We start from the raw sequence: 25,951 nt of genomic DNA, 5'->3' as shown, positions 1-25,951 counted from the left end.
GTTGTGTTGTGAAAATTACAATCGGAAAGAAACACCGATCCTGAAAATGCTGTATGAACCTTCGCCTACTTCGGCCATTGCACTGAAAGCTTCGGTAAAATAATAACGTGCGCCTACCAGTCCGGCCGGATTGATCTCAAGATCAGAAGTATCGGAATTGTTGTAGTACGGATCGTCATACGAATAATTGCTAAGATCGATCGACGCGCCAACAGCGGCATACACATCGAGTTTGGTTATCGGAATCAGCTTATTAAAATGGTAAAACCCGAGCGGGCTGATGGAAATTCCGGTGATCTTTGTCGTGTAACCTCCATAATAATCCCACTTTTTGGTCGCTCCGGAAACGCTTAATCCAACTCCGGCTTCCTCCCGGATCGGAAATTCATACCTAACAGTTACCGGCCCGATCCCGGATTCGTTTGCCGAATAAAAATAGCCGTTGTAATCGAGCGTATTCGGAAAACCGTAAGTCAGGCTGATCAGGTGGGTCGATTTGTCGAAACTTCCGCTGTTTCTCGTGGCATACGGCGTTTTGTAAAAAGCGGATCTCGTTGTAGGCTTTGTCGTTGCCGCCTCTTTTGTTGTTGTTGTTGTCGTTTCTATTTTTGTTGCCACTGTTGCTGATTTTGGTGCAATTACCATATTTTTTGCTGTCGTTTTTGTTGCTGTCGTTTTTGTCGTTGCTTGCTTTTTCGGAGCCGGTTTTTTCTTTTGGGCAAAAGCCACACAGCCAATCATCAAAAGAAATACGATTAAAATGGATCTTGTTTTCATAAGATATGATTTGATTATTTCAGGTCGAATGTTTTTACCCGATCGGTATCAAGATTTGCCGTCAGCAGTACATTTGGCATTACAAATGCAGTTCCCAAAACTTTTCCGGTATACGTATTTTTGCTTGCATCCGAAAAATTGCAGTTGGAAAATACCGTAACCGAATTGTTTTCATACGACGTAATCACAACCGTATTTCCATTTACACTCACATCAGTCGCTTTCGGAATATTAACCGCAGCATCGATTGTATCTAAAGTACCGTCGGCTTTGAGAATGTTGCGGCCAACAGAATTCGTGTTGTAATTCGTCACATACATAATATTCCCGTTGATCGCCAAACCTTTTATTCCGGCATCCCAATTCCCGATGGTTGTATGTGCATCATTATTGAACGGATCGTTAAAACGGATGATTCTCCCGGTTCCGTCATCAGCAAGATACAACCTGTTTTGCCCGTCAAATGCCAATCCGCGCGGATTGTTAAAATCGTCCTGGATCACTTTTTTATACGCATAAGCGCCGTCGCCAATATGGTCATATACTTTAATTCCGGCCACCTGTTCCGTTTCAGAAATGTATAAATTATTGTCTTTGTCGAAAGCCATGGCTTCCGGTGCAATTGCCGTCAGCTCCTGTTTTACAGTTCCGTTTTTGAAATTGTCATACGAAATGTAAATCCTGATTTTTGCCGATGTGCCGTAACCGCCATTGAATTCGCTTACCGCAATATATCCGGCCGGGGAAACCGCAATCGCGCATGGATTGTTTTGTACGGTCGCTGTGTTTTCTGTCATCCCTAAAAGTGCGCAGGCATCTGCAACGGGGCTGCTGTCGTCGTCATCGGAACACGAAACCGTAAATGCGCCCAGGATCAAAAAGTAAATGAGATTTTTCATAATCGTTGTTTTTGTCGGTTAATAATGTTTAACGGGACAATATTAGGACATGATGCTGCATCCTTTTTATTGCGATATATGAAACGCCGGTTTTGGTAAACCAACTGCAATCTTATACTTTATTGAACAATCCGAGAAATTCCTGTTTTTTGTTTCTGCTTAGCGTAATGCTCGAATTGTTCTGCATGATGAGCTCGCCACCTTCACCACGAATGTATTGCTTGATGCATTTTAAATTGATGATATGCGATTTGTGCGGACGGAAATAAATCGGGTTGTCTTTAAGCACTTCTTCGAAAATCGCAAGGTTTTTACTGACCAGGTGTTTGGTGTTGTTGTTCATGAAAATGTAGGTATAACAGCCGCTGGCTTCAAGATACATGATGTCATCGGTTTTAACGAAATGCAAACCTTCCTGAGTTGAAAGTGCCAAAGTATCAGTGATTTTTCCCGAATTAAAACGGCTCAATTGCTGGATTTGCTCGCTGCTGCTGGCCATTTCATTGTTCACAAACATGTCGAGCGCGGCGCGCAATTCATCCGAATCAATCGGTTTTAAAAGGTAATCAAGCGCATTCATCCGGATCGCTTTGATCGCATATTGGTTGTAAGCGGTCGTAAAAACGACTTTGAAATCGATGTTTTCAAATTGTTCGAGTACTTCAAATCCGTTCATGAACGGCATTTCAATATCGATGAAAATCAGGTCTGGTTTGTGCTGCTCGATCAGCGCTTTTGCGTCCTGGCTTTTTTGGGTCGTTGCGAGCACCTGCACATCAGCAAACTTCTCGAGTTCGTGCTGCAAGGTGACAATCGCATGTTTTTCGTCGTCAATAATAATAACTTTTATCATGTCTTAAAGTGTTAGGATTATTTCTACGGCAGTGCCCAAACTGTTGCCCTGCGCGTTTGTTAAATCAATGATTTGTACCGAATTTTTCGGATCGAGCATTTCCAAACGTTGGATTGTAATGTCAATTCCGTAAGATTTATGGTGCGTTTGGTTTTTCTTCATTTCGCCTGCAGCTTTGCGCCCGATGCCGTCGTCTTCAATCCTGATCTTCAAATATTGATCGGATATTTTACTGAAATGCACAAACAAATTGCCTTGCTCCTGCTTGTGCCGCAAGCCGTGCCAGATCGAATTTTCAACGAACGGCTGCAAAATCAATGGCGGAATCCGGATAATCTCATCTTTCAGGTCTTTATCGACTTTAATGGTATAATCGAACGAATGCTCGAGGCGAACGGCTTCGAGTTCGAGGTACAAACCCAAAGTCTTGATCTCATCGTCAAGTGAAATGAATTCTTCTTTTGAAAAATCGAGTATGCTGCGCATCAGCTTTGAAAACGTCGTTAAATACCCGCTGGCGGCTTCGCGTTTGTTTTCGATAATAAAACTATTGATCGAATTCAGCGTGTTGAACATGAAATGCGGGTTCATCTGCGTGCGCAGCGTTAGCATTTCGGCTTCTTTGAGTTTTTGCTGGTAATCGGCTTCTTTTCGTTGGCGCAAAAGCAAATACCTGTTGATCAGAATTACGATTGCAATCAGTAAAATACCAATCAGTATATAAAACCAGTTCGATTTGTAAAACGGCGGATGGGCGACGATATTAAATTCCAAAGGTTTTGAGTGCCATTGCCCGAGATGGTTTCCGGCCTGGACAATCAAGTCGTAATTTCCTGGTGCAATGTGATTTAAAGACAGCTCGGGATTGTTGCCGAGATTGTTCCAATGGTTGTCGCCTTTGAATTGGTAGCGGTAAAAAATCTTCTGCTTATCGGTAAACGACAAAGTCGAAAAATTCAGTACCAGATCGTTTTCATCTTCTGACAATTCGATATTTTTTCCGTGGATATTCCTGAGGTTTCCATCGATTTTTATACTGCACAATTCAAGTTTATGGCCGCCTTTAGGATCGAGCAGTTTTTTGATGTCGACGATCGTAAAACCGTTGTCGGTTCCGATGGCAAAAGTACCGTCGGCAAGTTTTTTAAATCCGTAAATCAAATCGTCCGAAGGCAAACCGTCGATCTGTGAAATGCGAATGATCTTGTCGTTTGCAGTCGAATAAATATGCAAACCGTCGGCTGTAGCAAAAACGACGTTTCCCGAATGGTCCTGCGCGATTCCTTCGATCCTGCCGTTTGCGATCGGGTAATTGTTGATGTCGATTTTCTTTGAAATGTTGCCGTTTCCTTCGACGCGATTGAATCCGCCATAGCCTGAAAAAAGCAAACCGTTGTGCCCGGCAAGCGCAATGCGGTTGTTGTAGTCTCCAAAGAATTTATCACGCTCTTTGTTGAACGCCAAATCAGCAATATCAATGAATTTATCTTTTGCTGCATCGTGGTATTGCATGCCGTAATTTTTTGGCGCCCAGCCGGCAATCCAGATTTTTCCATCGGTATTTTCAATGATATCGTTCCATGAATTTGCGGTCCAATACAAAGGATCATTGGCAAACGTCCGATCGATTTTTGCCAGATCCGGCCAATGAAATCTTTGTATCGGGATTCCGGCACAAAGCAGCCAAAGTTCATCTTTCGAAGTCAAAATGCATTTCCTGATAGTCGCAGTTTCGGGCAGTTTCAATTTAATTTTAGAAACCGATTCCTTCTGAATATCAAAAAGGCCTTTATCCGAAGCGACGAAAATATGTGTTTTAAAAGCGGTAACTGTATTAATAGCGACCGGAATTTTGAACTGCTTCCATCTCTTATCTGAATCATAACGCCAAACCGAATTGTTCTTATCCGAAATCCAGATTGCTTTTTCAGCATCCTGTGCAATTGAAACCGCCGGATTGTGCATTTCCGATTTTTGCGGAAATTCTACATTCGTGATCGCATCAATCGGTGACAGCTTGATCAGGCCTTTTGTCGACGCAATCCACAACATGCGGGAAAGCGAATCAGTGTGAACTTCGTTGATCTGCGATTTTTCAATTTTATACAAAATACGCCACGAAGTTTTGGAGTCATTTGCTGTGAAAATTTTCTGGTTGCTGTACACAAAAAAGACCGGTTTTTTCCCATCGTAATATTTTCCGGCACCGATGATCGGTTCGTTTTCGGGAATTTCCGCCCATGCTGAAAATTGGTTTTCACCGATGTTGAACTGCCCAATTTTCCCGCTCGAAGTCACCATCAAAACATTGGATGCATCCAATTGGAAAGCCGTTTGATACGATTCACGCCCGATCAGATCATTCGGATGCGGTTTTAGTTGCTTCGTTTTTTCATCCCAGACAAACAAGCCTTTTTTCGTAAATGCCCAGATTTGCCCGGGAATTGGTTCCATGAAAACAATCTGCTCGCTTTCGGATTTATTGTTGGAGTGAATCCGGAACTTCTGCGTTGGCACCGAATCTTCAGAAAAATATTTAATGCAATTGAAATCGGAACACCAGACTCGATTTTTATGATCCACAAAAAGATTGTTGAAATGATCGTTATCGGGATCAATATCCTGGTAATTGTTCCTGGCGATAATCTTGATCTGATGATCAAATCCGTTCATTACAAAAAGTCCTGTCGCCGCGTCGTGAATGTAAAATTTATCTTTTCTGATAAAAAAACTATACACCGGAGACTGTATTTTTGGATGGTTGATGATGTGGTAACCGTCGTAACGCGAAAGCCCTTTTTGGGTCGAAATGTATAAAAACCCTTTGCTGTCGGTATCGGTTTTAATGATGATATCCGATGGCAATCCGTCATAAAATTTAATCGTTTCATCCTGCCACGCTTTTTGGGAAAATCCCGGAAAAGCACAGAAAACCAAAAAGGCAATCGTAAAACAAAGGCGCGAAAAAATTTTCATATTGCTTTTAAAAGGTTAAACCTACGGTTTGCTGACGGAAATTTACGAATTAAATAAATGAATTGTGGGTATGGGCAATTGAAATGCGGCAATCTGAATGTTGCAACCTAAAACAGAAATGCTGTAATGCTAAGAAGCTTGCAAAAGCAGAATTTTACAGCCTAAAACCAACTGTCATGAACATCAAAAGAATCTTTGGCGCATTGCTGACTGTGCTCGGAATCATCGGGCTGATTTACACTGCTTATGTTTTTTCAAATACCGGCGGCGCAAACCGCGATCTTAAAGCGATAGCGATTTACGGAATTTTGGGATTGATCTTTTTTATATCTGGAATCGGATTGATCAAAGCGACTAAAGACGAAGCATAAAAAAACCTGCATCGGTATGATGCAGGCAATCCTAACTCATTCTAAAATTAAAATCTACTAACTATTTATTGGTGTAATCGTATGTCACGTCAAAAAAAGCGGCCGCATTGTTGTTGTCCCTTAATTTGAAAGTTTTGGCGTAACCTGCATCATCATAAGTATTGGTCAATGTATAATCCAATCCTGTGTAATTTAACCCGGAAACCGGTTTTTTTGAACATACATACATAAAAAGTGGATCGGCTACAGCCATAAATGCCTGATAATGCGCATTTACGTTTGCGAAGGCGCCTGATTTTGAGTCATCATACGTAAAGAAAATGCCATTGTAAAGATTGATGTCGTTTGCACTGTTGAATGAGAATTTATTGTCTCCGTAAGTGTAAATCTGTGTTCCACTGTCATAAGTAACCGGACCTGGCGTTCCGTTTTTAGAAATGCCCGTTAATTTCCCCGTACTGTCATAAGTCATTGAAAATGTAGCGGCATCAGTTCCTGTAGTGACAAGGCCGATCATTTTTCCCTGCTCGTTGTAAGTAAACAAATACGCTTTTGAAATGTCTCCGGTACAAACCATCTGGCTTACCCTTTTGTTGCTGTCATATTCTAATGTATAAACCCTGTTCGCCGAAACATCTGTTCCTGTCATCGTAATTTTTGTAACAAACGGAACTGTCGCAACTGGTACCGCAGGAGCTTCGCTATCATCATCTGAGCAGGAAAAAACCAACAATGAAAAGGTGATGATTGTGAGTATTCTTGAAATAGTTTTAAAAGTTTTCATCAGTAAATTATCGAAATTAAAGTGTTTGATATTCGTATGAAATCGTGAAACTTTTTAACGGATTGTTATTGTCTGAAACATCAAAAAGCTTGATATGGCCGTCCTCCGTATACGTATTTTCAATATCCACATTTTGACCCGTAACCGAAATTGTGTTAATCGGCTTGGTTGGCATAATGTAAATCAAAGTCGCATCTGCAATGATTGACAACACATAATAATTGATATTCGTACTTGTAAAAGCGCCTTGTTTAGAATTGTCATAACCAATAAATGAAGGCCCGAGAACATCTATATCGCCAGCGGCATTTAGTGAAAACGGATTTGCAGCGCCTTCATACATTTGTGTTGCCGAATTGTAGGTAACAATCGTTGCACTGCCATTATTTGTAAATGAGGTTAATTTTCCATCTGAATTGTAAGTTGCCGTGACTGTTTTTGCATCGTCACCTGTAATCGCGATGGCTGAAACCTGGTTTTTCGTATTGTAAGTCATGGTATAAACCCGGTTTAATTTTCCTGTAGAAACAATTTTTCCAATGCGTTTTTCAGAGTCATAAATGATATTGTACACTTCGTCATAGGAATCGTCCTGCGTATCTATCGTAATTTTATTCGCAAATGTCGGCAAAGCTTCCGGTATTGGTGTTGGCGAGCTGTCATCATCAGAGCAGGAAACTGCAAGTGAAGTGACCATTAAAAGCAACAGCATTTTTTTTAAATTTGTTTTCATGATTTTGAGTGTTTAAGTTTTATGCTGCAAATGTGTTGCAATCACAAACGCTAAAAAACCGCCAATAGACCAACGCCGGTTTAAATAGACAGACAACATATTTTACGGCATTCTTAAACAAATTTTGTTTCTTTGCGTATGCAGAAACTGAATTTTAGCGGTTATGATTTCCGGTTTCGAAATTCCGATGAACGGATTTCGGTATTTGATGAAATTAGGAAGAAATTTGTGGTTTTGACGCCCGAAGAATGGGTTCGCCAGCATGTCGTGCAGTTTTTGATGCAGGAAAAAAAATATCCGAAATCACTGATTAATGTCGAGAAATTGCTGACAATCAACGGTTTGACCAAAAGATATGATGTCGTGGTTTTCAACAATGATGGTTCGATTTTCATCCTGGTCGAATGCAAAGCACCGCAAATCAAGATCTCACAGATGGTTTTCGACCAAATCGCGCGTTACAACATGACGATGCAATCTGAATTTTTGATGGTGACCAACGGATTGAACCATTTTTTCTGCCAGATGGATTACCAAAACGAAAAATACCAGTTCCTGCGCGACTTGCCAGATTATCAAATACCAGTCAAATGAAAATTGCCGTTGTCATATTAAACTGGAATGGCGCGGCGCTGCTGCAAAAATTCCTGCATTCAGTTGTTGAATTTTCGGCTGAAGCGGATATTTATGTAGCCGATAATGCTTCGACAGATGATTCTATTTCCCTTATAAAATCTAAATTCCCATCAGTAAAAATCATTGAAAATAAAGCCAATTTCGGCTTTGCCCAAGGTTACAATGAAGCGTTGAAATTTGTCGATGCCGAAGTTTTTGCTTTGGTCAATTCAGATATTGAAGTGACGCAAAACTGGCTGCAGCCGATCATCGAAACCTTCAAAAACGAACCAGAAACAGCAATCATCCAACCGAAAATCCTCGATTATAAAAACAAAGCATATTTTGAATACGCCGGAGCTGCCGGAGGTTTTATAGACAAATATGGTTATCCGTTTTGCCGTGGGCGCATTTTTGACACGCTTGAAAAAGATCTCGGGCAATACGATGACAATCGCGAAATATTCTGGGCTTCTGGCGCCTGCTTTTTCATCCGCAGCAGCGTTTTTAAAAATTTAAATGGCTTTGATGCCGATTTTTTTGCACATCAGGAAGAGATCGATTTGTGCTGGCGTGCATTCAATAAAGGACATCAAATAAAATATATTTCGGCTTCGAAAGTTTATCATGTTGGCGGTGCGACTTTACAGCAGGGAAATCCGCAAAAAACTTTTTTAAATTTCCGGAATTCATTGTTGATGCTCGTTAAAAATCTTCCGAAAAAGCGATTATTTCCAGTGCTTTTTACAAGAATGATCCTTGATGGAGTCGCTGCTTTCCAATTTTTATTTAAAGGAAAGGTTTCGCACTTTGCTGCCATTGCCAAAGCACATTTGTTATTTTACATTTTGCTATTTGCCAACTTTAAGAAGCGTGACAGTCTGCAGAAAAATGATTATTTTACCATTAAAAGTATTGTTTACAGTCATTTTATTCAACGAAAAAATAAGTTTACAGACTTATTTTAACAATAGTTTAAGGCTTCTACACAGTCGTTAAAACTTATAAATGTTAAATTTGTATTCAACCAAAATATTAGATTTATGAAAAAATTCATTTTAGCACTTTCGGCTGTCGCCATGTTATCGGCTTCGTGCGGAACGAAAAAGAAACTCGCCGAATGCGAATCAAAAAATAAGGAAATACAGGATTTGCTGAATTCAGCAACCGTAAAATTAAATTCTTGCCTTTCAGATAAAGAAACCTTGGCAGCTCAGATTGAATACCTCAAAAAGAACAATTCTGACCTGATCAACAATATGGGAAATATGACGACTTTGTCTACAAAAGGCGCGCAAAACATCGAAAAAGCATTGGAGTCAATGAAAGAAAAAGATGTTAAAATCAACCGTTTGCAAGATGCTTTGACCAAAAAAGACAGTGTCACTTTTGCATTGGTTTCGAGCCTGAAAAAAGAAGTTGGAATTACCGATCCTGACATTCAGGTGAATGTTGAAAAAGGAGTCGTTTTCATCTCCATTGCTGATAAGTTGCTTTTCAAAAGCGGAAGTTACGTTGTAAGCGACCGTGCTAAAGAAGTTTTGGCTAAAGTTGCAAAAGTGGTAAACAGCAAACCCGATTTCGAATGCATGGTTGAAGGACACACCGATAACGTTCCGTACAAATCTAACGGCGTGTTGCTTGACAACTGGGATTTAAGTGTCAAACGTTCAACATCAATTGTTCGCGTTTTAACCGAATTGGGCGTACAGCCAAAACAATTAATTGCAGCCGGACGCAGCGAATATGTGCCGTTAGTTGACAACAACACCTCTGAAAACCGTGCAATCAACAGAAGAACGCGAATTGTAGTCCTTCCTAAAATCGACCAGTTTTACGACATGATCGAAAAAGAAATGAAAAACCTGAGTGCGAAATAATCGTTTCAGCAATGATAAAAAAATCCCGATCGGAAATTCTGATCGGGATTTTTTATTGTTCTTATTTTTGATTCGGATTAATCAATAATCGAAATATCACCTTTTCCTTCACGGATCAAAACCGGCTCATGGCCTGAAAGATCGATGATCGTTGACGGTTGGTTGTCGCCGTATCCGCCATCAATGACAACATCCACAAGGTTTTGCCATTTCTCGAAAATCAATTCCGGATCGGTAGAATATTCCAAAACGGCATCTTCATCATAAATCGATGTCGATACGATCGGATTGCCGAGCATTTTTACCAGGCAAAGCGCGATATTGTTATCGGGAACCCGGATTCCGACCGTCGTTTTCTTTTTAAATTCTTTCGGAAGATTATTATTTCCAGGCAAAATAAAAGTGTAAGCGCCCGGCAAAGCACGTTTGAGCAATTTAAAAGTCGACGTGTCAATTTGTTTCACATAATCTGAAAGGTTGCTCAAATCGGAACAAACAAACGAAAAATTTGCTTTTTCAAGCTTTATTCCTTTGATTTTTGCAATCCGTTCCAATGCTTTGGTATTCGTAATGTCGCAGCCCAAACCATAAACGGTATCGGTCGGATAAATGACAAGCCCGCCGTCGCGAAGCACTTTTACCACTTTTGCAAGTGCAGCTTCTGATGGTTTGTCTTCGTATATTTTGATGAATTCGGCCATGTTTTTTAATTGATAATGGATAATTGACAATGAACAATGAACAATGTAAGTTACGGATTTCTTAAGATAATTATCTATTCTCTAATGTCCATTAATTAATGATGTCTAATTTGGCAAACCGCAACAACAATTTTTTAATGCCGCCCACTTCAAATTTAATCTCGGCTTTTCGGTCTGCGCCGACGCCTTCAAGGCTTACGATCTGCCCTTTTCCGAAACGCTCGTGCATGACAGTGCTTCCGGCAGTCAAGTTTCCGTCAAATAAATTCGCTCCTGCAGCTGCCGGCGCGTTGCCCATCGGTTTAAGCTTTCTGACGCTTAGGTTCGACTTCGGCTCGTTGTCGGTTACATATTTTGGTGGTGCACCTCCAACAGGTTTTGACAAGCGTAATTTCGATTTATCGACATCGCCAAAAATATCGGCATCGATCATCGGCTTGTAACGGTAATTGGTTTCTTCACCTGATAAATATTCGATGTACTGGCTGTCAATCTCGTTGATGAAACGCGAAGGCTCGCTGTCGGTTAATTTCCCCCAGCGGTAGCGCGATTGTGCATACGTTAGATAGGCCTGATGTTCGGCGCGCGTTAAGGCGACGTAAAACAAACGGCGCTCTTCTTCGAGTTCGCTTCTCGTACTCATACTCATTGCACTCGGAAATAAATCTTCTTCCATACCAACGATAAAAACGTATGGAAATTCAAGTCCTTTTGCAAGGTGGATCGTCATCAACGCCACACGGTCGTCGTCGCCGGTATCTTTATCCAAATCGGTTGCAAGTGCGACATCTTCGAGAAATTCAGACAAAGCACCGCGCGCGCCGTCGACTTCTTTTTGGCCTTCGGTAAAATCCTTGATCCCGTTTAGCAATTCTTCGATATTTTCGATGCGCTGAATGCCTTCGGGCGTTGCATCTTTTTTAAGTTCCTGAACCAATCCTGTTTTTTTAGCGACATGATCGGCCATAATAAACGCATCCTGATTTTCATTGATGACCTGAAAACTCTGGATCATCGTGACGAAATCCTGCAAACGCTGTTTCGTTGGGCCATTGAGTTTGAGGTCGATCTTGTCGATATTCTGCATGACTTCAAAGATCGAACGCTTGTAATGGTTCGCGGCAACGGTCAGTTTTTCAACAGTCGTATCGCCGATGCCACGCGCCGGATAATTGATCACGCGGATTAGTGCTTCTTCGTCTTTCGGATTGATCACCAACCTTAAATAACACAAAACATCTTTAATTTCTTTTCTTTGGTAGAATGACAAGCCGCCGTAAATCCGATACGGAATGTCGCGTTTGCGAAGCGCATCTTCCATTGCACGCGACTGTGCATTCGTTCTGTACAAAATGGCAAACTGCCCGTTAATCATTTGCTTGTTCATCTTTTCGTCCCAGATCGTACTGGCAACAAAACGGCCTTCTTCGGCATCAGTCATGCTGCGGTGCACTTTAATTTTCGGGCCGAAATCATTTGCTGTCCATACGATTTTATCGAGTTTGGTTTTGTTCTTGTCAATGATCGTATTGGCTGCTTCTACGATATTTTTGGTCGAACGGTAATTCTGCTCCAGGCGGAAGGTTTTTACATTGTCGTAATCTTTCTGGAAATTTAAAATGTTGTTGATATTCGCGCCGCGGAAAGCGTAAATACTCTGTGCATCGTCGCCAACGACACAGATATTCTGAAAACGGTCGGATAAAGCGCGAACAATTAGGTATTGCGAGTGGTTTGTATCCTGGTACTCATCGACTAAAATATATCTGAAACGATCCTGGTATTTTGCCAGAACATCGGGAAAACGATTCAGCAATTCATTGGTTTTCAACAGCAAATCGTCAAAATCCATGGCTCCGGCTTTGAAACAACGCTCGACGTAATTTTGGTAAATTTCACCCAGACGCGGTTTTTTTGACATGGCGTCGGCTTCCTGCAGTTCGGGGTTGTTGAAATAGGCTTTTACAGTAATTAAACTGTTTTTATAAGATGAAATCCGGCCCAAGACCTGTTTCGGTTTGTATACGTCGCGGTCGAGCTGCATTTCTTTGATGATCGCTGAAATGAGCCGCACGGAATCCTGTGTATCGTAAATGGTAAAGTTTGATGGATATCCTAATTTATCCGCCTCCGAGCGTAAAATCCGTGCAAAAACCGAGTGAAATGTTCCCATCCAGAGGTTTTTGGCTTCGCTGCTCCCGACAATGTCGGAAATCCGTTTTTTCATTTCCTTTGCCGCTTTGTTTGTGAACGTCAAAGCCAGGATGTTAAAAGCATCTACGCCCTGCGCCATCAGATAAGCGATGCGAATGGTTAATACGCGTGTTTTTCCGGAACCAGCACCGGCAATAATGATCATTGGCCCGTCTTTCTGCAACACCGGTTCGCGCTGGGCTTCATTAAGCTGGTCTATATATTTTTGCATAGTATTTTTGAAAGGACAAAAATAAGCATTTCAAGTTGAAAATAATTGTGCACCAATTGTTAATGATTGGCTTTTATATCAACTTTATTTTGATCCGGCAGTAGCGGCTTTTTCAAGCTCGTTGATGATTTGTTGTTCCCCAGTTGTTAAAACCAGTGAATTGTTTTCGAGCCAGAATTTATCGGTATATTTATTTCCTCTGGCGTATAAATCTTTTTCCTTGTAGATTTCTTTTTTATTGTAAGTCAGGTCGTCAACGTGCAGATCGGTTACAATAATATCGCTTTTGGATTCGATCGTTTTATCATATTTGCGTTTCTTCATGGTAATCCGAAGCTTGTTAAAACGGCTGCTGTATGACAAAATATAATTATTTCCGACCAATTTATAGCCCGCTTTAATAGTATTTCCCATAAAAGTGACGCGTGCTACAAGAATATTGCGCTCCTTAAATTTGAGATTTTCGGAAATAAGGTCAATATCGATATCAAAAATCAGTTTGGCTTCTGGATCGAAAACAATTGACCCTTTGTAAATTGCGCCAGAATCGGTTTTTGGTTCAAAATTAATTGCGAACAATTCCTTTCCATCTTTGCTTTTTTTAGACTTGAGTTCGAGGTCATAATTTTCATAGCGGTCTCCGTCAAGCAATATTTTCTTTATAAAAGTAAAATCATAATTGTAAGTCACGCCATGCTGCACATTCACGAAAGAATCAAAATCGATCATTTCATCTTCTTTCAATTCGTCATTGGTGAACAGTTGCGCGGTCCGGCTTTGTTTTACAATCAGATCGGATTTATTTCTTTTGACAGATCCGCTGATGTGGTAATCGAGCAAACCATCCGAAAATTTAGAATATTTGCCGTTGATCTTTACAAATTCACGGTAATAAGTATTTAGGATAATAGGCTTATTAAAACGCGCCATCGAAGTTACAATGAGGTTTTCGAGCATTTTTTCGATCGGGATTTTCGAAATCACGACTTCTTCTAAGATTTGCTCATCGATTTGAAGTGCGATTGTTTTGACATCCAATCCAAAATCAGCTGCCGGAATTGCGATAGGTTTATATCCGAGAAAAGAAATCACAACCTCAGCATTTTCCGGCAAAGACAATTGAAAATTTCCTTCTTCATTTGAAATGGTCCCGATCGCCGAATTTTTGACACCAACCGAAGCGCTGATTACAGGTTGATTGGTTGTGGCATCTTTCAAAAAACCTCTAACAGTAACGGTTTGGGCAGGTGCGGCAAAACTTAAAAAAACAAAGAGCAGGCAGATTTTTTTCATCGGTATGGATTTTATTTCCCGAATATAGCCAACCTGACGATAGTTTTCAAAAAAAGTTACCAAAACAAATTCTTTTTGTTGGAACAACTCAACTAAATTCTATTTTTGCTTTCAAAATCAAAAAACATGGATACCAATAAAATCATCGAACTCTTATTTTATACGTTACCGGCTTTAATTACTGGCGGCGTCGCTTATTATTTCTTTCAGATGTTTGTTCAGAACGAAGACAAAAAACGCCATTTTTTACTGATGCGCCAAAACCAAAAAGGTTCGCTTCCGCTGAAATTACAGGCTTATGAGCGCATGACTTTGTTTATGGAACGCATCGATCCGTCGAAATTGCTGATCAGGATTACGCCGGTTTCAACTGATAAAAATGACTATTCAAATTTTGTGATCGCTCAGGTCGAACAGGAATTCGAACACAATTTAACGCAGCAGATTTACATTTCGGATGAATGCTGGGCGATTATTCAAACTGCAAAAAATTCTACCATACAAATGCTCCGCAAAGCAGCCTCAAACCCTGAAGTTGCCGATGCCGATAAACTTCGCGAACTGATTTTAAGCACTTTGCTTGATAAGAATACACCGAGTAGCGCGGCTCTTTCGTATATCAGGAATGAAGTGAGGGAATTGATTTAAAAAAAGCCTCCGGATTGGAGGCTTTTTTTATTTTACAAATTAAGGCTCCTTTACCTCACTCATAATCTCACTTTTATTCTGTGCATATTCATAACCCTGATGCCACCATTGTTTCATCTGGGTTTTATTAAAGATCAATGCATTGTTCGTAAGCTGCACCGGAGTATAATACATATTAAGTTTTACATTCTTATTGTTTGCCGCAAGTTTGCCAATGGTAATGTCGTGTTTTTCGACCTGGTCTAAAAGCGTCGCAAACAGATCGACCATCAGTGAAAACGGATTTTTCCCGATGACACGTGGCGCGGTTTGCACTTCCGTTTCCAAAATCACCACATCAATTTCTGTGGCACCGCGCTGGATGGCTTCACGAATTGGCACGAGGCTCGAAAATCCGCCGTCGCCATATTCGCTGCCATTCTTTTCGACCAAACTCATAAACGGAATGTAGTTGCACGAGATCCAGATCCAGTCGCAAAATTCATCATACTCAAAATCGCGGATGCATTTGTATTCGACTTCATTTTTAGACAAATTTGTTACCGTCACTACAATGTTGCATTTCGAAGATTTAAGCTGGTTAAATTCCGACAACGAAAAATTATCGCGAATGTATTTTCTAAGTCTTTGGCTTTCACCGAAAGTACGTTTTTTCTTCAAAAACTGCCGGATCACATTGTAATGATTGATCGAAACCGTTTCAATTCCGTTTTTATTTTTGATGACAAACGGATTGACATTGAAGATTTTATCCATGTCGACGCTCGTATAAATGCCGTAAATTTTCTCGACATTTCCCAACGCCAGATGCGGAATCAGCAAGCTCCCGGTCGAAGTCCCAAGCAGCAAATCATATTCGTGCTTGTTCTCCTGAATCAGGTATTGCGCCACCCCGCCGGCAAATGCGCCCTTGCTGCCGCCGCCGGAAATCACCAGCGCTCTCATATTTTTCTCATACATTTATTCTTCAAGCAGTCGTTGCAATTGGGTTTTCTCGCGAATCGGAAGATCGGTGCGTATTTTAATGAAAATCTCGCGGTATTTTTTATCTTTCAGCAATTTCCTGATGTTGTCTTTTGAAAATTTGACGAACTGCCAACGGTGGCTTCCAAGTCCGTATGTCAGACTGCGCAATACATCTTCGGTGTAAATCTCAAGGTTTAGCAGTTTTTGCAAAGCATTTTGCTGCAAAGTCGAATCGTAATTCGTTCCGGTGTATGAAAGCAATTCCTGATAGATTTTCGCTTTTGCGGGTTGTTCCTTTAGCGTGATAAACGCCAAAGACAAATGCAGCAACCTCAGATTTTTGTCCTGAAAACCTTCCCAGTCTTTTGAAATGGTAAGGTATCGATTTTGTTCTGCCGGAAATTGGTTCCACAAATTAAAAAGCGCAATTTCCTGCGTTTCATAAGATCTGTCATTTAAAAGCGTTTCATAATCGGCGCGGAAATTTTCTGGAATTTCTTTTAAAGAAGTCGCAACTGCCTGCCGAACCTGCAGGTCATTCGTTTTTAAAGCTGCGAGCAGAACGTCCTTTTTAAGTTCCATCGGATGCGATGCCGATTGATACACGAGCAATTCTTTTACCGGATAATACACGTCGCTTTGCATCATCCTGATGATTTCGGCTTTGTCTTTTGTCAGGAATAACGGTTGGTCACGCAGTTTGATATATTGTTTCATTAACTCGTTTTTCTGTAATAAAACAGTGGCTTCTGCTGTTGGAAACCCAGCCGATTCGAGCCAGGTTTTCTTAAATTTTACAATATCAAAATCAGAAACGGCTCTGATTTCATTCAAAAAATCATCCGTAGTCACATTCGCATAAGCGTATTTCTCCAGATAATTTTTAACCGCCAGGTTGAATTTTTCTTTTCCTACGCTTTCACGAATGGCATGCAACGCCCACGCGCCTTTCTGGTAAAACGTAAGCGAACTCGCCTTTGGATTCAGCACCGGAATCGTATCGGTTTTTGCCGCATCTTCAAGCTGGCGCGAAGTATTGTATAATTTATTGTAAAAATAATCCTCCCCGAAAATTTCGCGTTCAGCCAACAGCGCATAATACGTCGCAAAACCTTCCTGGAGCCAATGGTCTTTACCCGATTTTGCAGTCACCAGATCGCCAAACCACTGGTGTGCCAACTCATGCGCGTTGACATTCACATAACTTCGGTCGTTGTAACCTACGCTGTCTACAACGAAATCACGCGAGAAAACCGTGGCCGAAGTATTTTCCATTCCGGCATACAAAAAGTCATGCACCGGAATTTGCTTGTAAATTTCCCATGGATATTGCACACCGATTTCGCGTACTAAAAAATCGAAAATAGCCACGCTGTAACGATACGTTGGTTCGACTTTATCATCATCGCCTTTTTCATAATATTCGTCAAGCGGAATTCCCGAAAGCGACTTCTCAGTACGTTTTTGAAAATGCCCGATCGCAACCATTGCCAGATAACTGCTCATGGGTTTTTGCATGCGGTATTGCCAGGTAATTTCTTCTGCGTTTGGGATTTTTTTGAGCAATGTCCCATTTGAAATGACTTCGAAACTTTTCTCAAACGTAATGTCGAGATTGAAAACGGTTTTCTCATTTACATCGTCAAAACTCGGAAGCCAATGGCTGGTGTTTTTCCCTTGGCCTTGTGTCCAGATTTGTCCGTTGATATTTTCGGGTTTTGTATCTTCTTTGGTAAAATCCCAATTTACAAAATACATGGTTTGGGTTGGAAACGCTTCGTATTCGAACGTCAATTTATTCTCGCCTTTTCGAAATCCGTTAAATAAAAGCAGTTGTTTGTTGCTGTTCTTGAATTTAACGTTGCTGTTGTTGATCTTGACATTTGTGAATTCCATCTTTTGTGCGTCGATGCGGATCGTATCGATCTTTTTGTCCTTGACTTCAAACGTATAAGTGCCTTTTCCGACAACATTCCGCTTTACCGGATTGATGGCTATTGAGGCAGAAATAGTTTTAAAATCGACTTGTTCCGATTGTTGGCAAAAAGCCATCTGAAAAAAAAACAATAACAACAGACTTGGGAATTTCATGCAAAGTTTTTTTGAATATTCCAAAGTTATTGAATTCGTCAGAAAAATAATAATGTTTAAGGAAAATTGATATTGGATAATTGACAAAGGATAATGAGTGTTAAATCCTGATTGTCCATTTCCCAATTAAAAACTATCTTCGCTCCTTAGTATAACTGTCTAATTGGCTGATTGTCTAATTTGCCCATTCGCTAATTTCAATGAATAACCTCCTGCAAACACCGATCGAATACCTCAAAGGCGTTGGCCCTGCCCGCGGCGAATTGCTGCGCAAGGAACTCGGGATTTTCAAATACCAGGATTTAATCAATTTCTATCCAAGCCGCTACATTGACCGCACGCGTTACTACAAGATCAACGAATTGCAGAACAGCAATACCGAAGTGCAGGTCGTTGGAAAAATCATCAATATCAAAACCGTCGAGCAGAAAAATGGCAAGCGTCTGGTGGCCACTTTCGCGGATGACACGGGCCAGATGGAACTCGTTTGGTTTCAGGGACAAAAATGGATCCGCGAGAATTTAAAGCTCAACTTGCCGTATGTCATTTTCGGAAAAACAACATCTTTCGGCGGCATTTTCAATATGGCGCATCCCGAATTGGAACCGCTCACCGAACACGAGCAAAGCCTGAGATCAGCCATGCAGCCCGTTTATCCATCAACCGAAAAACTTACGCAGCGCGGCGTTTCAAACCGTGTCATCAATAAAATGATGCAGCAATTGTTTATGGAAACACAGGCATTGTTCGTCGAAACTTTGCCACAATATTTGATCGAAGAATTAAAATTGATTCCGAAAAACGCGGCGTTGTTCAACATCCATTTCCCGAAAAGCAGCGACATTTTGGCGAAAGCGCAATTCCGGTTAAAATTCGAGGAATTGTTTTTCATCCAATTGCAATTGATTACCAAAAACCTCGTTCACAAACACAAAATCAAAGGCCATGTTTTTGATAAAGTTGGAGAAAATTTCACGAACTTTTACAACCATCATTTGCCTTTTGATTTGACGAATGCACAAAAAAGAGTGTTGAAAGAAATTCGGAACGATATGGGAAATCCGGCGCAAATGAACCGCATGTTGCAAGGCGATGTCGGTTCGGGAAAAACAATCGTCGCATTAATGAGCATGCTTTTGGCGAAAGACAATGGCTTTCAAAGTTGTTTAATGGCGCCAACGGAAATCCTCGCAAACCAGCATTTCATCGGCCTGACCGAACTCGCAAAAGACCTCAACATTACGATAAAAATCCTGACCGGATCGGTAAAAACCGCCGAAAGGAAAATCATTCACGAAGCGCTTGAAAATGGCTCACTCGACATTTTAATTGGCACACATGCGTTGCTTGAAGACAAAGTGCAATTTCAAAATTTAGGTCTTGCGATCATTGACGAGCAACACCGTTTTGGTGTAGAACAACGCTCGAAATTGTGGAAGAAAAACGACATTCCGCCGCACGTTTTGGTCATGACCGCAACACCAATTCCAAGAACTTTGGCAATGAGTTTGTACGGCGATCTTGATATTTCTGTCATTGACGAATTGCCGCCCGGCAGAAAACCGATCCAAACTGTGCACCGGTTCGACAGCAACCGTTTGAAAGTATGGAAATTCATCGCAGACGAAATTGCAAAAGGCCGCCAGATTTATATCGTTTATCCATTGATCCAGGAATCTGAAAAAATGGATTATAAAGATCTGATGGATGGATACGAAAGCCTTTCGCGCGATTTTCCGTTGCCGAAATATGCAATTTCCATCGTTCACGGAAAAATGAAACCTGCCGATAAAGATGCCGAAATGAAACGATTTTCTCAAGGCAAAACCAACATTATGGTCGCAACAACTGTGATTGAAGTCGGCGTGAATATTCCGAATGCCAGCGTCATGATCATCGAAAGCGCCGAACGTTTCGGATTGTCACAGCTGCATCAATTGCGCGGGCGCGTGGGCCGAGGCGCCGAACAGAGTTATTGCATATTAATGACTTCCCAGAAATTATCTGCCGACAGCAAAATCCGGATGGAAACAATGGTGCGCACCAATGACGGATTCGAAATTGCCGAAGTCGACCTAAAATTACGCGGTCCGGGCGACATCATGGGAACGCAACAAAGCGGTGTCCTGAATCTTCAAATTGCCGATATCGTCCGCGATAAAGACATTTTATTATTGGCCAGAAATTACGCCGTTCGCCTACTCAAAGACGATGCGCAAATGATCAAACCAGAACATCAGGCGATGCGAAATGTATTCATTGAAATGACCAAAAAGAAAAACATCTGGAATTACATTAGTTAAATTTTCGGTTATGTTGTTAAATAAAAATTAACAGCAAAAAAATTTCAACTTTTAACGGTTAGATTTGTTTAAAGGCGAAAACGACTTCGCAAATAGCGACTTACCTGAACTTTATGAAAATAAAATACATTGTCTACACTTTATTAATTGTCGGAATCGGCGCGTTGATCTTCCACCGGATTTCCGAAAATAAAGCTGCAAAAGAAGATCCGAAAGAAAAAAGCGGCAAAAAAAAACCAGTCAACGTCACCGGAATCATTCTGAAACCAGAAGTTTTCGCCGATAATTTATCGCTTTCTGGTTCGCTTGAAGCCAATGAGCAAATCGAGATCCGCAGTGAAGTTTCCGGCGTTGTCGAAAGCATTAATTTTACAGAAGGCAGTTCGGTAACCAAAGGACAAGTTTTGTTTAAAGTTAATGATATCGAGCTTCGGGCACAACTTGGAAAAGTCAAAAGCGCACAAAGCCTGGCGTCTGAAAACGAACGCCGCGCCAAATTGCTCTTGCAAAAACAAGCGATCAGCCTGGAAGAATACGACATTGCGAGTGCCGACTTCCAATCTGCGAAAGCAGAAACGCAATTGATCCAGGCGCAATTGGGAAAAACAACGGTCCGCGCGCCATTTTCTGGAAAAATCGGGCTTCGTTACATTTCAAAAGGCACTTACGTCACTCCGGAAACGGTGATCGCAAATCTTGTCAATACGAGCCAGCTCAAAATCACGTTTTCCATTCCTGAAAAATATGCGGCTCAGATGAAAATCAACAGTTCGCTGAGTTTTACCACTTCTGATTCTAAAGAAAAATATACGGCCAAAATTTACGCTTTCGAACCCGGCGTTGATGTGGCTTCAAGAACGTTAAAAATGCGCGCCATTGCACAAAATCCGGGTGGAAAATTATTACCTGGAACTTTTGCAAAAGTCGCATTGCCGTTGGAAAAAGTCAACGATGCCTTATTGGTGCCAACCGAAGCTTTAATTCCGATCCAGAACGGAAAGAAAATATTTATTGCCAACGGCGGAAAAGCAAAAGACATCGTAGTTGAAACCGGCGCCAGAACGGCAAAAAGCATCTTGATCTTAAGCGGTTTAAAAGCCGGAGACACGATTTTGACCAGCGGTGTCATGTCGCTAAAAGACGGCAGCCCGGTAAAAGTAAAACTTCAAAAAAATTAGATTTGAATCGTAAAATAAACATCTGATTTCCATGAGTTTATCCACTTTAAGCATCAAACGCCCCGTATTTACGATTGTAATGAACCTTGCGATCATCCTTTTTGGAATTATTGGTTACACCTATCTTGGCGTCAGGGAATTTCCATCGATTGATCCTGCGCAGATTTCTGTTCGTACGAATTATTCGGGCGCGAATTCCGATATTATCGAATCCCAAATCACCGAACCGCTCGAAAAAGCGATCAACTCGATTGACGGAATCAGAAACATTACGTCTTCAAGCGCGCAAGGTTCCAGTACGATTACGATCGAATTCAACCTCGACAAAAATTTAGAAGAAGCCGCAAATGACGTGCGTGACAAAGTGTCGCAGGCAATCCGGAGTTTGCCTCAGGATATCGATGCGCCGCCGGTAGTTTCTAAGGCTGATGCCGATTCAGAACCCATCATTACGATGACCGTTCAGAGCGATACGAAAAATGTGCTCGAGCTTTCCGATTATGCTGAAAATGTCATTGCTGAAAGGCTGCAGACGATTCCGGGCGTGAGTTCGGTTCAGATTTATGGCCAGCGCCGATATGCGATGCGTTTGTGGCTTGATCCGGTGCGAATGGCTTCTTATGGCTTAACTGTTTCCGATGTCCGAACAGCACTCGAAGCACAAAATGTCGAACTGCCTTCTGGAAAACTGACTGGTGCAAATACCGAATTGACCGTAAAAACCCTCGGAAATCTTTCTACCGAAGAAGAATTTGAAAACATCATTTTAAGCGCAGATGGTGAAAAAACGATCAAATTAAGCGATGTTGGAAATGCGTCACTCGAAGCCGAAAACCTTGAAACCAAACTCAGCGATTCCGGGCAGGTTATGGTTGGTTTGGCGATAATTCCGCAGCCGGGAACGAATTACCTCGACATTGCAAAAGCGTTCCATACACAATACGACCAGCTCAAAAAAGACCTTCCAAAAGGGTTTAAGCTCAACATTGCGATCGACAATACGCTGTTTGTAAAAAAAGCGGTTGTGGAAGTTGCAGAAACGCTCGGAATCGCGATTGTTCTCGTAATTTTAATTATTTATTTATTCTTCCGGGATTGGGCGATTGCATTTCGTCCGCTGATTGACATTCCGGTTTCATTGATCGCGACGTTTTTTATTATGTGGCTTTTCGGATTTTCTGTAAACGTACTGACGTTGCTTGCCATCGTACTGGCAACCGGACTTGTAGTTGATGACGGAATTGTAGTCACCGAAAATATTTTTAAGAAAGTCGAAGAAGGCATGTCGCCAATTGAAGCGGCAATTAAAGGTTCAAACGAGATTTTCTTTGCCGTGATTTCGATTTCGATTACACTTGCTGCGGTATTTCTTCCGGTGATTTTCCTCGAAGGTTTTGTCGGGCGGTTGTTCCGGGAATTCGGCGTTGTCATTGGCGCAGCCGTATTGATCTCGGCCTTTGTCTCGCTTTCGCTGACACCGATGCTGAACGCATATTTAATGAAAGGTGGCGAACAGAAAAAATCAAAATTCTACAATTTCACCGAACCGTATTTTGTCAAATTAAACAAAGGTTACGCCGAATCTCTGGGCAATTTCATGAAACGAAAATGGATCAGTTTTCCAATATTGATCGGCTGTCTTGGATTGATCTGGCTGTTCTTTAGCATTATCCAAAAAGAAACCGCTCCTTATGACGACCGAAGCCTCATTTCTGTAAATGTCACGACACCCGAAGGTTCGTCTTATGATTACACCGACCGGTTCATGACTGAACTCAGCAACCTGATCAACGATTCGATTCCGGAAAAAAAAGTCAGTTTGGTGATTACCGCGCCAGGATCTGGAACATCAGTAAACAGCGGCCGCGTCAGGCTTTCGCTGGTAAATCCCGAAGATCGCGAACGCTCCCAAAAGGAAATAGCCGAAAAACTCACCAAATGGACTAAAAGATTTGCCGAAGCGAAAACAAGTGTTTCAGAAACGCCAACCATTGCCGTTAACAAACGTGGCGGTTTGCCGATTCAATATGTGATCCAGAATCAGGATTTCGAGAAATTGCGGGAAAAAATTCCGGTTTTTATGGATGCGGTTTCACAAGATCCGACCTTTTCAAATTCAGATGTCAATCTGAAATTTAACAAACCTGAAATCTATGTAACCATTGATCGTGAAAAAGCGCAAAGTTTGGGCATTTCTGTCATGGATGTTGCACAAACACTGCAATTGTCGCTTAGCGGACAACGTTTTGGTTATTACATGATGAACGGAAGGCAATACCAGGTCATGGGCCAGTTTGACAAAAAAGACCGCGATACACCGATGGATTTGACGTCGATGTTTGTCAAAAATAACAAAGGCGAATTGATCCAGTTAGACAACGTCGTGACCACTGAAGAGCAAAGCAGCCCCCCGCAATTATACCACAACAATAGGTTGATGTCGGCAACGGTTTCTGCAGGTTTATCTCCGGGAAAAAGCATCAGCGACGGCATTGACGCGATGGAGCGCATTAAAGAGAAAGTGCTCGATCCGACTTTTACAACCGATTTACAAGGAGAATCCCGCGATTATGTGGAAAGCAGTTCGAATACGGCATTTGCATTCGGACTCGCATTATTGCTGATTTTCTTAATTTTAGCAGCACAGTTTGAAAGTTTTATCGATCCATTCATTATCATCCTGACAGTTCCAATGGCTGTTGCCGGAGCGTTATTTTCATTGTGGCTTTTCGGGCAGACGTGGAATATTTTCAGCCAGATTGGAACAATTATGCTGATTGGGCTCGTAACGAAAAACGGAATTTTAATCGTAGAATTTGCAAACCAACTCCGCGAACAGGGAAAAACAAAAATGGAAGCGATTATGGAATCTGCCGAATCGCGTTTGCGGCCGATCTTGATGACTTCGCTCGCAATCGGTTTTGGTGCTTTGCCAATTGCGTTGTCGCTCGGAGCTGCATCAACGAGCCGGATCGGAATGGGCGTCGTAATCGTTGGCGGAACCTTATTTTCATTGGTTTTAACCTTATTCGTTATTCCCGCGATTTATTTTATGTGGTCAAGGGAACGCAAACACCGTCCAGAATTTGACCATATCGAAGAATATGAAAAAGACATTAAACAACATTCGTAAATGAGATTTCTTTATTATATCAGCTTGCTTTTATTGGCTTTGCCTATTTCTGCGCAGCAACTTTTAACGGTTGAAGATGCGATAAAAATCGCGTTGGAAAACAATTATGAAATTAAGATTTCGAAAAATGACCTTCGGATCGACCAGACAAATGTAACAGTAGGAAACGCCGGATTGTTGCCGACTGTTGCTGCGAATATCGTTGACAACAACGGCATCCAGAATACTTCACAAACCCGAAGCGATGGAACGGTCAACAATCTCGACAATGCCAAAAACAACAGTCTGAATTATGGCGTGGGTTTAAACTGGACTATTTTTGACGGTTTTGGGATGTTTGCGCGTTACGACCAGTTGAAGGAATTGCAAAAACTCGGCGAGAGCGAACTAAAATTGACTGTTTTGAGTAAAGTCAGCGATGTGATGACGACATATTTTGACCTGGTTCAGCAACAGCAGCAGCTCAAAGCGCTAGATACGACGATTTTAATTTCTCAGGAAAGAGTCACATTGGCACAAAACCGTTTTACCATTGGAAAGGCTGCAAAATTGGAAGTGCTGAATGCGAAAGTCGATCTGAATACAGATGAAACGGCTTTGTTGCGTCAGAAAGAAACGTATGCGAATACTAAAATCGCCTTGAATCAAATCCTTGCCCGCGATACAACAGCCGACTTTTTCGTTGCCGATACAATCATAGTCGATTCGAAATTACAACTTCCGGAATTGACCACATTGGCACAAAAACAAAACCCGGAATTGCTGCAGCAAATCATCAACAAACGCATCGCCGAATTGCAACTGAAGCAGGTCAGAGCCATTCGATATCCAACAATTGCGGTGAATACCGGCTATAATTTTGTCGATACACAATCGAGTCTGGGATTTACAACACAAACCAATTCACGCGGACTGACATATGGTTTTACGGCTTCGGTGAATTTATTTGACGGATTGAACCAGCATCGGAACGAGCGTGTCGCAAAAATCCAGATTGAGAATTCCGATTTGTTGATCCAACAGCAAAACCAGACGTTGATGTCGCAACTTGCAACGGCTTATCAAACGTATCTGACGAATATCAAACTGATTGAACTCGAGCAAAAAAACGAGGAAATCGCGAAGGAAAATTTACAGATTACGCTCGACAAATTCAAGATCGGAAACATTACGACGATTGAAGTCAGGACTGCACAGTTGAATTACGTGAATGCAAAAGTCCGCAACAGCGATGCCCAATATCAGGCCAAATTATCCGAAATCACTTTAAAAGAACTTGCCGGAAACCTGAGTTTCTAAGATCATAATTTGCTTATATTTGTGGA

General features: G+C 41.5%; 20 protein-coding genes. 9 read left to right on the top strand and 11 right to left on the bottom strand.

Translation table 11 applies throughout. The features are described 5' to 3' along the window. Positions 1-15: 15 nt before the first annotated feature. The 4 genes from BLS32_RS07070 to BLS32_RS07055 form a co-directional block, all read right to left on the bottom strand. Positions 16-777 (bottom strand): hypothetical protein, encoded by a 762-nt coding sequence (locus tag BLS32_RS07070; protein WP_091393349.1) that lies wholly within the window; start codon positions 775-777, stop codon positions 16-18. A gap of 14 nt (positions 778-791) precedes the next feature. Further along, positions 792-1,676 carry an NHL repeat-containing protein gene (locus BLS32_RS07065; RefSeq protein WP_091393346.1) on the bottom strand — a complete coding sequence of 295 codons (885 nt, stop codon included), beginning with the start codon at positions 1,674-1,676 and terminating at the stop codon, positions 792-794. A 112-nt stretch (positions 1,677-1,788) separates the two neighbouring features. Further along, positions 1,789-2,529, bottom strand: a complete 741-nt coding sequence (locus BLS32_RS07060) for a LytR/AlgR family response regulator transcription factor (RefSeq protein ID WP_091393344.1) — start codon at positions 2,527-2,529, stop codon at positions 1,789-1,791. A gap of 3 nt (positions 2,530-2,532) precedes the next feature. Continuing rightward, on the bottom strand, positions 2,533-5,505 hold the full coding sequence (locus BLS32_RS07055) for a sensor histidine kinase (protein ID WP_091393341.1): 2,973 nt from the start codon (positions 5,503-5,505) through the stop codon (positions 2,533-2,535). 176 nt (positions 5,506-5,681) lie between these two features. Here BLS32_RS07055 and BLS32_RS07050 point away from each other — a divergent pair, with 176 nt between their 5' ends. After that, complete coding sequence (locus BLS32_RS07050) at positions 5,682-5,876, top strand: hypothetical protein (protein ID WP_091393338.1); 195 nt, start codon at positions 5,682-5,684, stop codon at positions 5,874-5,876. Between the two features lie 61 nt (positions 5,877-5,937). Here BLS32_RS07050 and BLS32_RS07045 read toward each other — a convergent pair whose 3' ends face one another. Both BLS32_RS07045 and BLS32_RS07040 read right to left on the bottom strand, forming a co-directional pair. Then, on the bottom strand, positions 5,938-6,660 hold the full coding sequence (locus tag BLS32_RS07045; protein ID WP_091393335.1) for a hypothetical protein: 723 nt from the start codon (positions 6,658-6,660) through the stop codon (positions 5,938-5,940). A gap of 16 nt (positions 6,661-6,676) precedes the next feature. Continuing rightward, complete coding sequence (locus BLS32_RS07040; protein ID WP_091393332.1) at positions 6,677-7,393, bottom strand: hypothetical protein; 717 nt, start codon at positions 7,391-7,393, stop codon at positions 6,677-6,679. 138 nt (positions 7,394-7,531) lie between these two features. On the opposite strand from BLS32_RS07040, the gene BLS32_RS07035 reads away from it, so the two are divergent. The 3 genes from BLS32_RS07035 (at position 7,532) to BLS32_RS07025 (ending at position 9,888) form a co-directional block, all read left to right on the top strand. Beyond that, complete coding sequence (locus BLS32_RS07035) at positions 7,532-7,987, top strand: type I restriction enzyme HsdR N-terminal domain-containing protein (protein ID WP_091393328.1); 456 nt, start codon at positions 7,532-7,534, stop codon at positions 7,985-7,987. Beyond that, positions 7,984-8,976, top strand: a complete 993-nt coding sequence (locus BLS32_RS07030) for a glycosyltransferase family 2 protein (protein WP_091393325.1) — start codon at positions 7,984-7,986, stop codon at positions 8,974-8,976. Before BLS32_RS07035 ends, BLS32_RS07030 begins: the two co-directional genes overlap by 4 nt. A 75-nt stretch (positions 8,977-9,051) precedes the next feature. Then, complete coding sequence (locus tag BLS32_RS07025; RefSeq protein WP_091393322.1) at positions 9,052-9,888, top strand: OmpA/MotB family protein; 837 nt, start codon at positions 9,052-9,054, stop codon at positions 9,886-9,888. Between the two features lie 77 nt (positions 9,889-9,965). On the opposite strand, the gene BLS32_RS07020 is transcribed toward BLS32_RS07025, so the two are convergent. The 3 genes from BLS32_RS07020 to BLS32_RS07010 form a co-directional block, all read right to left on the bottom strand. Further along, positions 9,966-10,589, bottom strand: a complete 624-nt coding sequence (locus BLS32_RS07020; protein WP_091393320.1) for an L-threonylcarbamoyladenylate synthase — start codon at positions 10,587-10,589, stop codon at positions 9,966-9,968. Between the two features lie 91 nt (positions 10,590-10,680). Then, positions 10,681-13,014, bottom strand: a complete 2,334-nt coding sequence (locus tag BLS32_RS07015) for an ATP-dependent helicase (RefSeq protein WP_091393317.1) — start codon at positions 13,012-13,014, stop codon at positions 10,681-10,683. An 84-nt stretch (positions 13,015-13,098) separates the two neighbouring features. Next, positions 13,099-14,307 (bottom strand): carboxypeptidase-like regulatory domain-containing protein, encoded by a 1,209-nt coding sequence (locus tag BLS32_RS07010; protein WP_139171704.1) that lies wholly within the window; start codon positions 14,305-14,307, stop codon positions 13,099-13,101. A gap of 126 nt (positions 14,308-14,433) precedes the next feature. Between BLS32_RS07010 and BLS32_RS07005 the strand changes: the two genes are divergently transcribed. Next, a complete protein-coding gene (locus BLS32_RS07005) occupies positions 14,434-14,955 on the top strand; it encodes a DUF7935 family protein (RefSeq protein WP_091393311.1) in 522 nt (173 codons plus the stop codon). Between the two features lie 39 nt (positions 14,956-14,994). Here the strand turns inward: BLS32_RS07005 and BLS32_RS07000 are convergent, their stop codons facing one another. Further along, entirely contained in the window at positions 14,995-15,900 is a 906-nt protein-coding gene (locus tag BLS32_RS07000) for a patatin-like phospholipase family protein (protein ID WP_091394656.1), read from the bottom strand. Between the two features lie 15 nt (positions 15,901-15,915). Continuing rightward, a complete protein-coding gene (locus BLS32_RS06995) occupies positions 15,916-18,012 on the bottom strand; it encodes a M1 family metallopeptidase (protein WP_091394653.1) in 2,097 nt (698 codons plus the stop codon). A gap of 200 nt (positions 18,013-18,212) precedes the next feature. On the opposite strand from BLS32_RS06995, the gene recG reads away from it, so the two are divergent. The 4 genes from recG to BLS32_RS06975 all read left to right on the top strand — a co-directional run bounded on the left by recG (position 18,213) and on the right by BLS32_RS06975 (position 25,925). Next, complete coding sequence (gene recG / locus BLS32_RS06990) at positions 18,213-20,315, top strand: ATP-dependent DNA helicase RecG (RefSeq protein ID WP_091393307.1); 2,103 nt, start codon at positions 18,213-18,215, stop codon at positions 20,313-20,315. Between the two features lie 113 nt (positions 20,316-20,428). Then, positions 20,429-21,493 carry an efflux RND transporter periplasmic adaptor subunit gene (locus BLS32_RS06985; RefSeq protein WP_091393304.1) on the top strand — a complete coding sequence of 355 codons (1,065 nt, stop codon included), beginning with the start codon at positions 20,429-20,431 and terminating at the stop codon, positions 21,491-21,493. A gap of 31 nt (positions 21,494-21,524) precedes the next feature. After that, on the top strand, positions 21,525-24,626 hold the full coding sequence (locus tag BLS32_RS06980; protein WP_091393300.1) for an efflux RND transporter permease subunit: 3,102 nt from the start codon (positions 21,525-21,527) through the stop codon (positions 24,624-24,626). Further along, entirely contained in the window at positions 24,627-25,925 is a 1,299-nt protein-coding gene (locus BLS32_RS06975; protein ID WP_091393298.1) for a TolC family protein, read from the top strand. The last annotated feature ends 26 nt before the right edge of the window (positions 25,926-25,951 follow it).

The organism is Flavobacterium noncentrifugens, assembly GCF_900100375.1.
GTDB lineage: Bacteria > Bacteroidota > Bacteroidia > Flavobacteriales > Flavobacteriaceae > Flavobacterium > Flavobacterium noncentrifugens.
The sequence above is the reverse complement of the archived record's forward strand: the minus strand, read 5'-3'. Positions and strand labels throughout refer to the sequence as shown.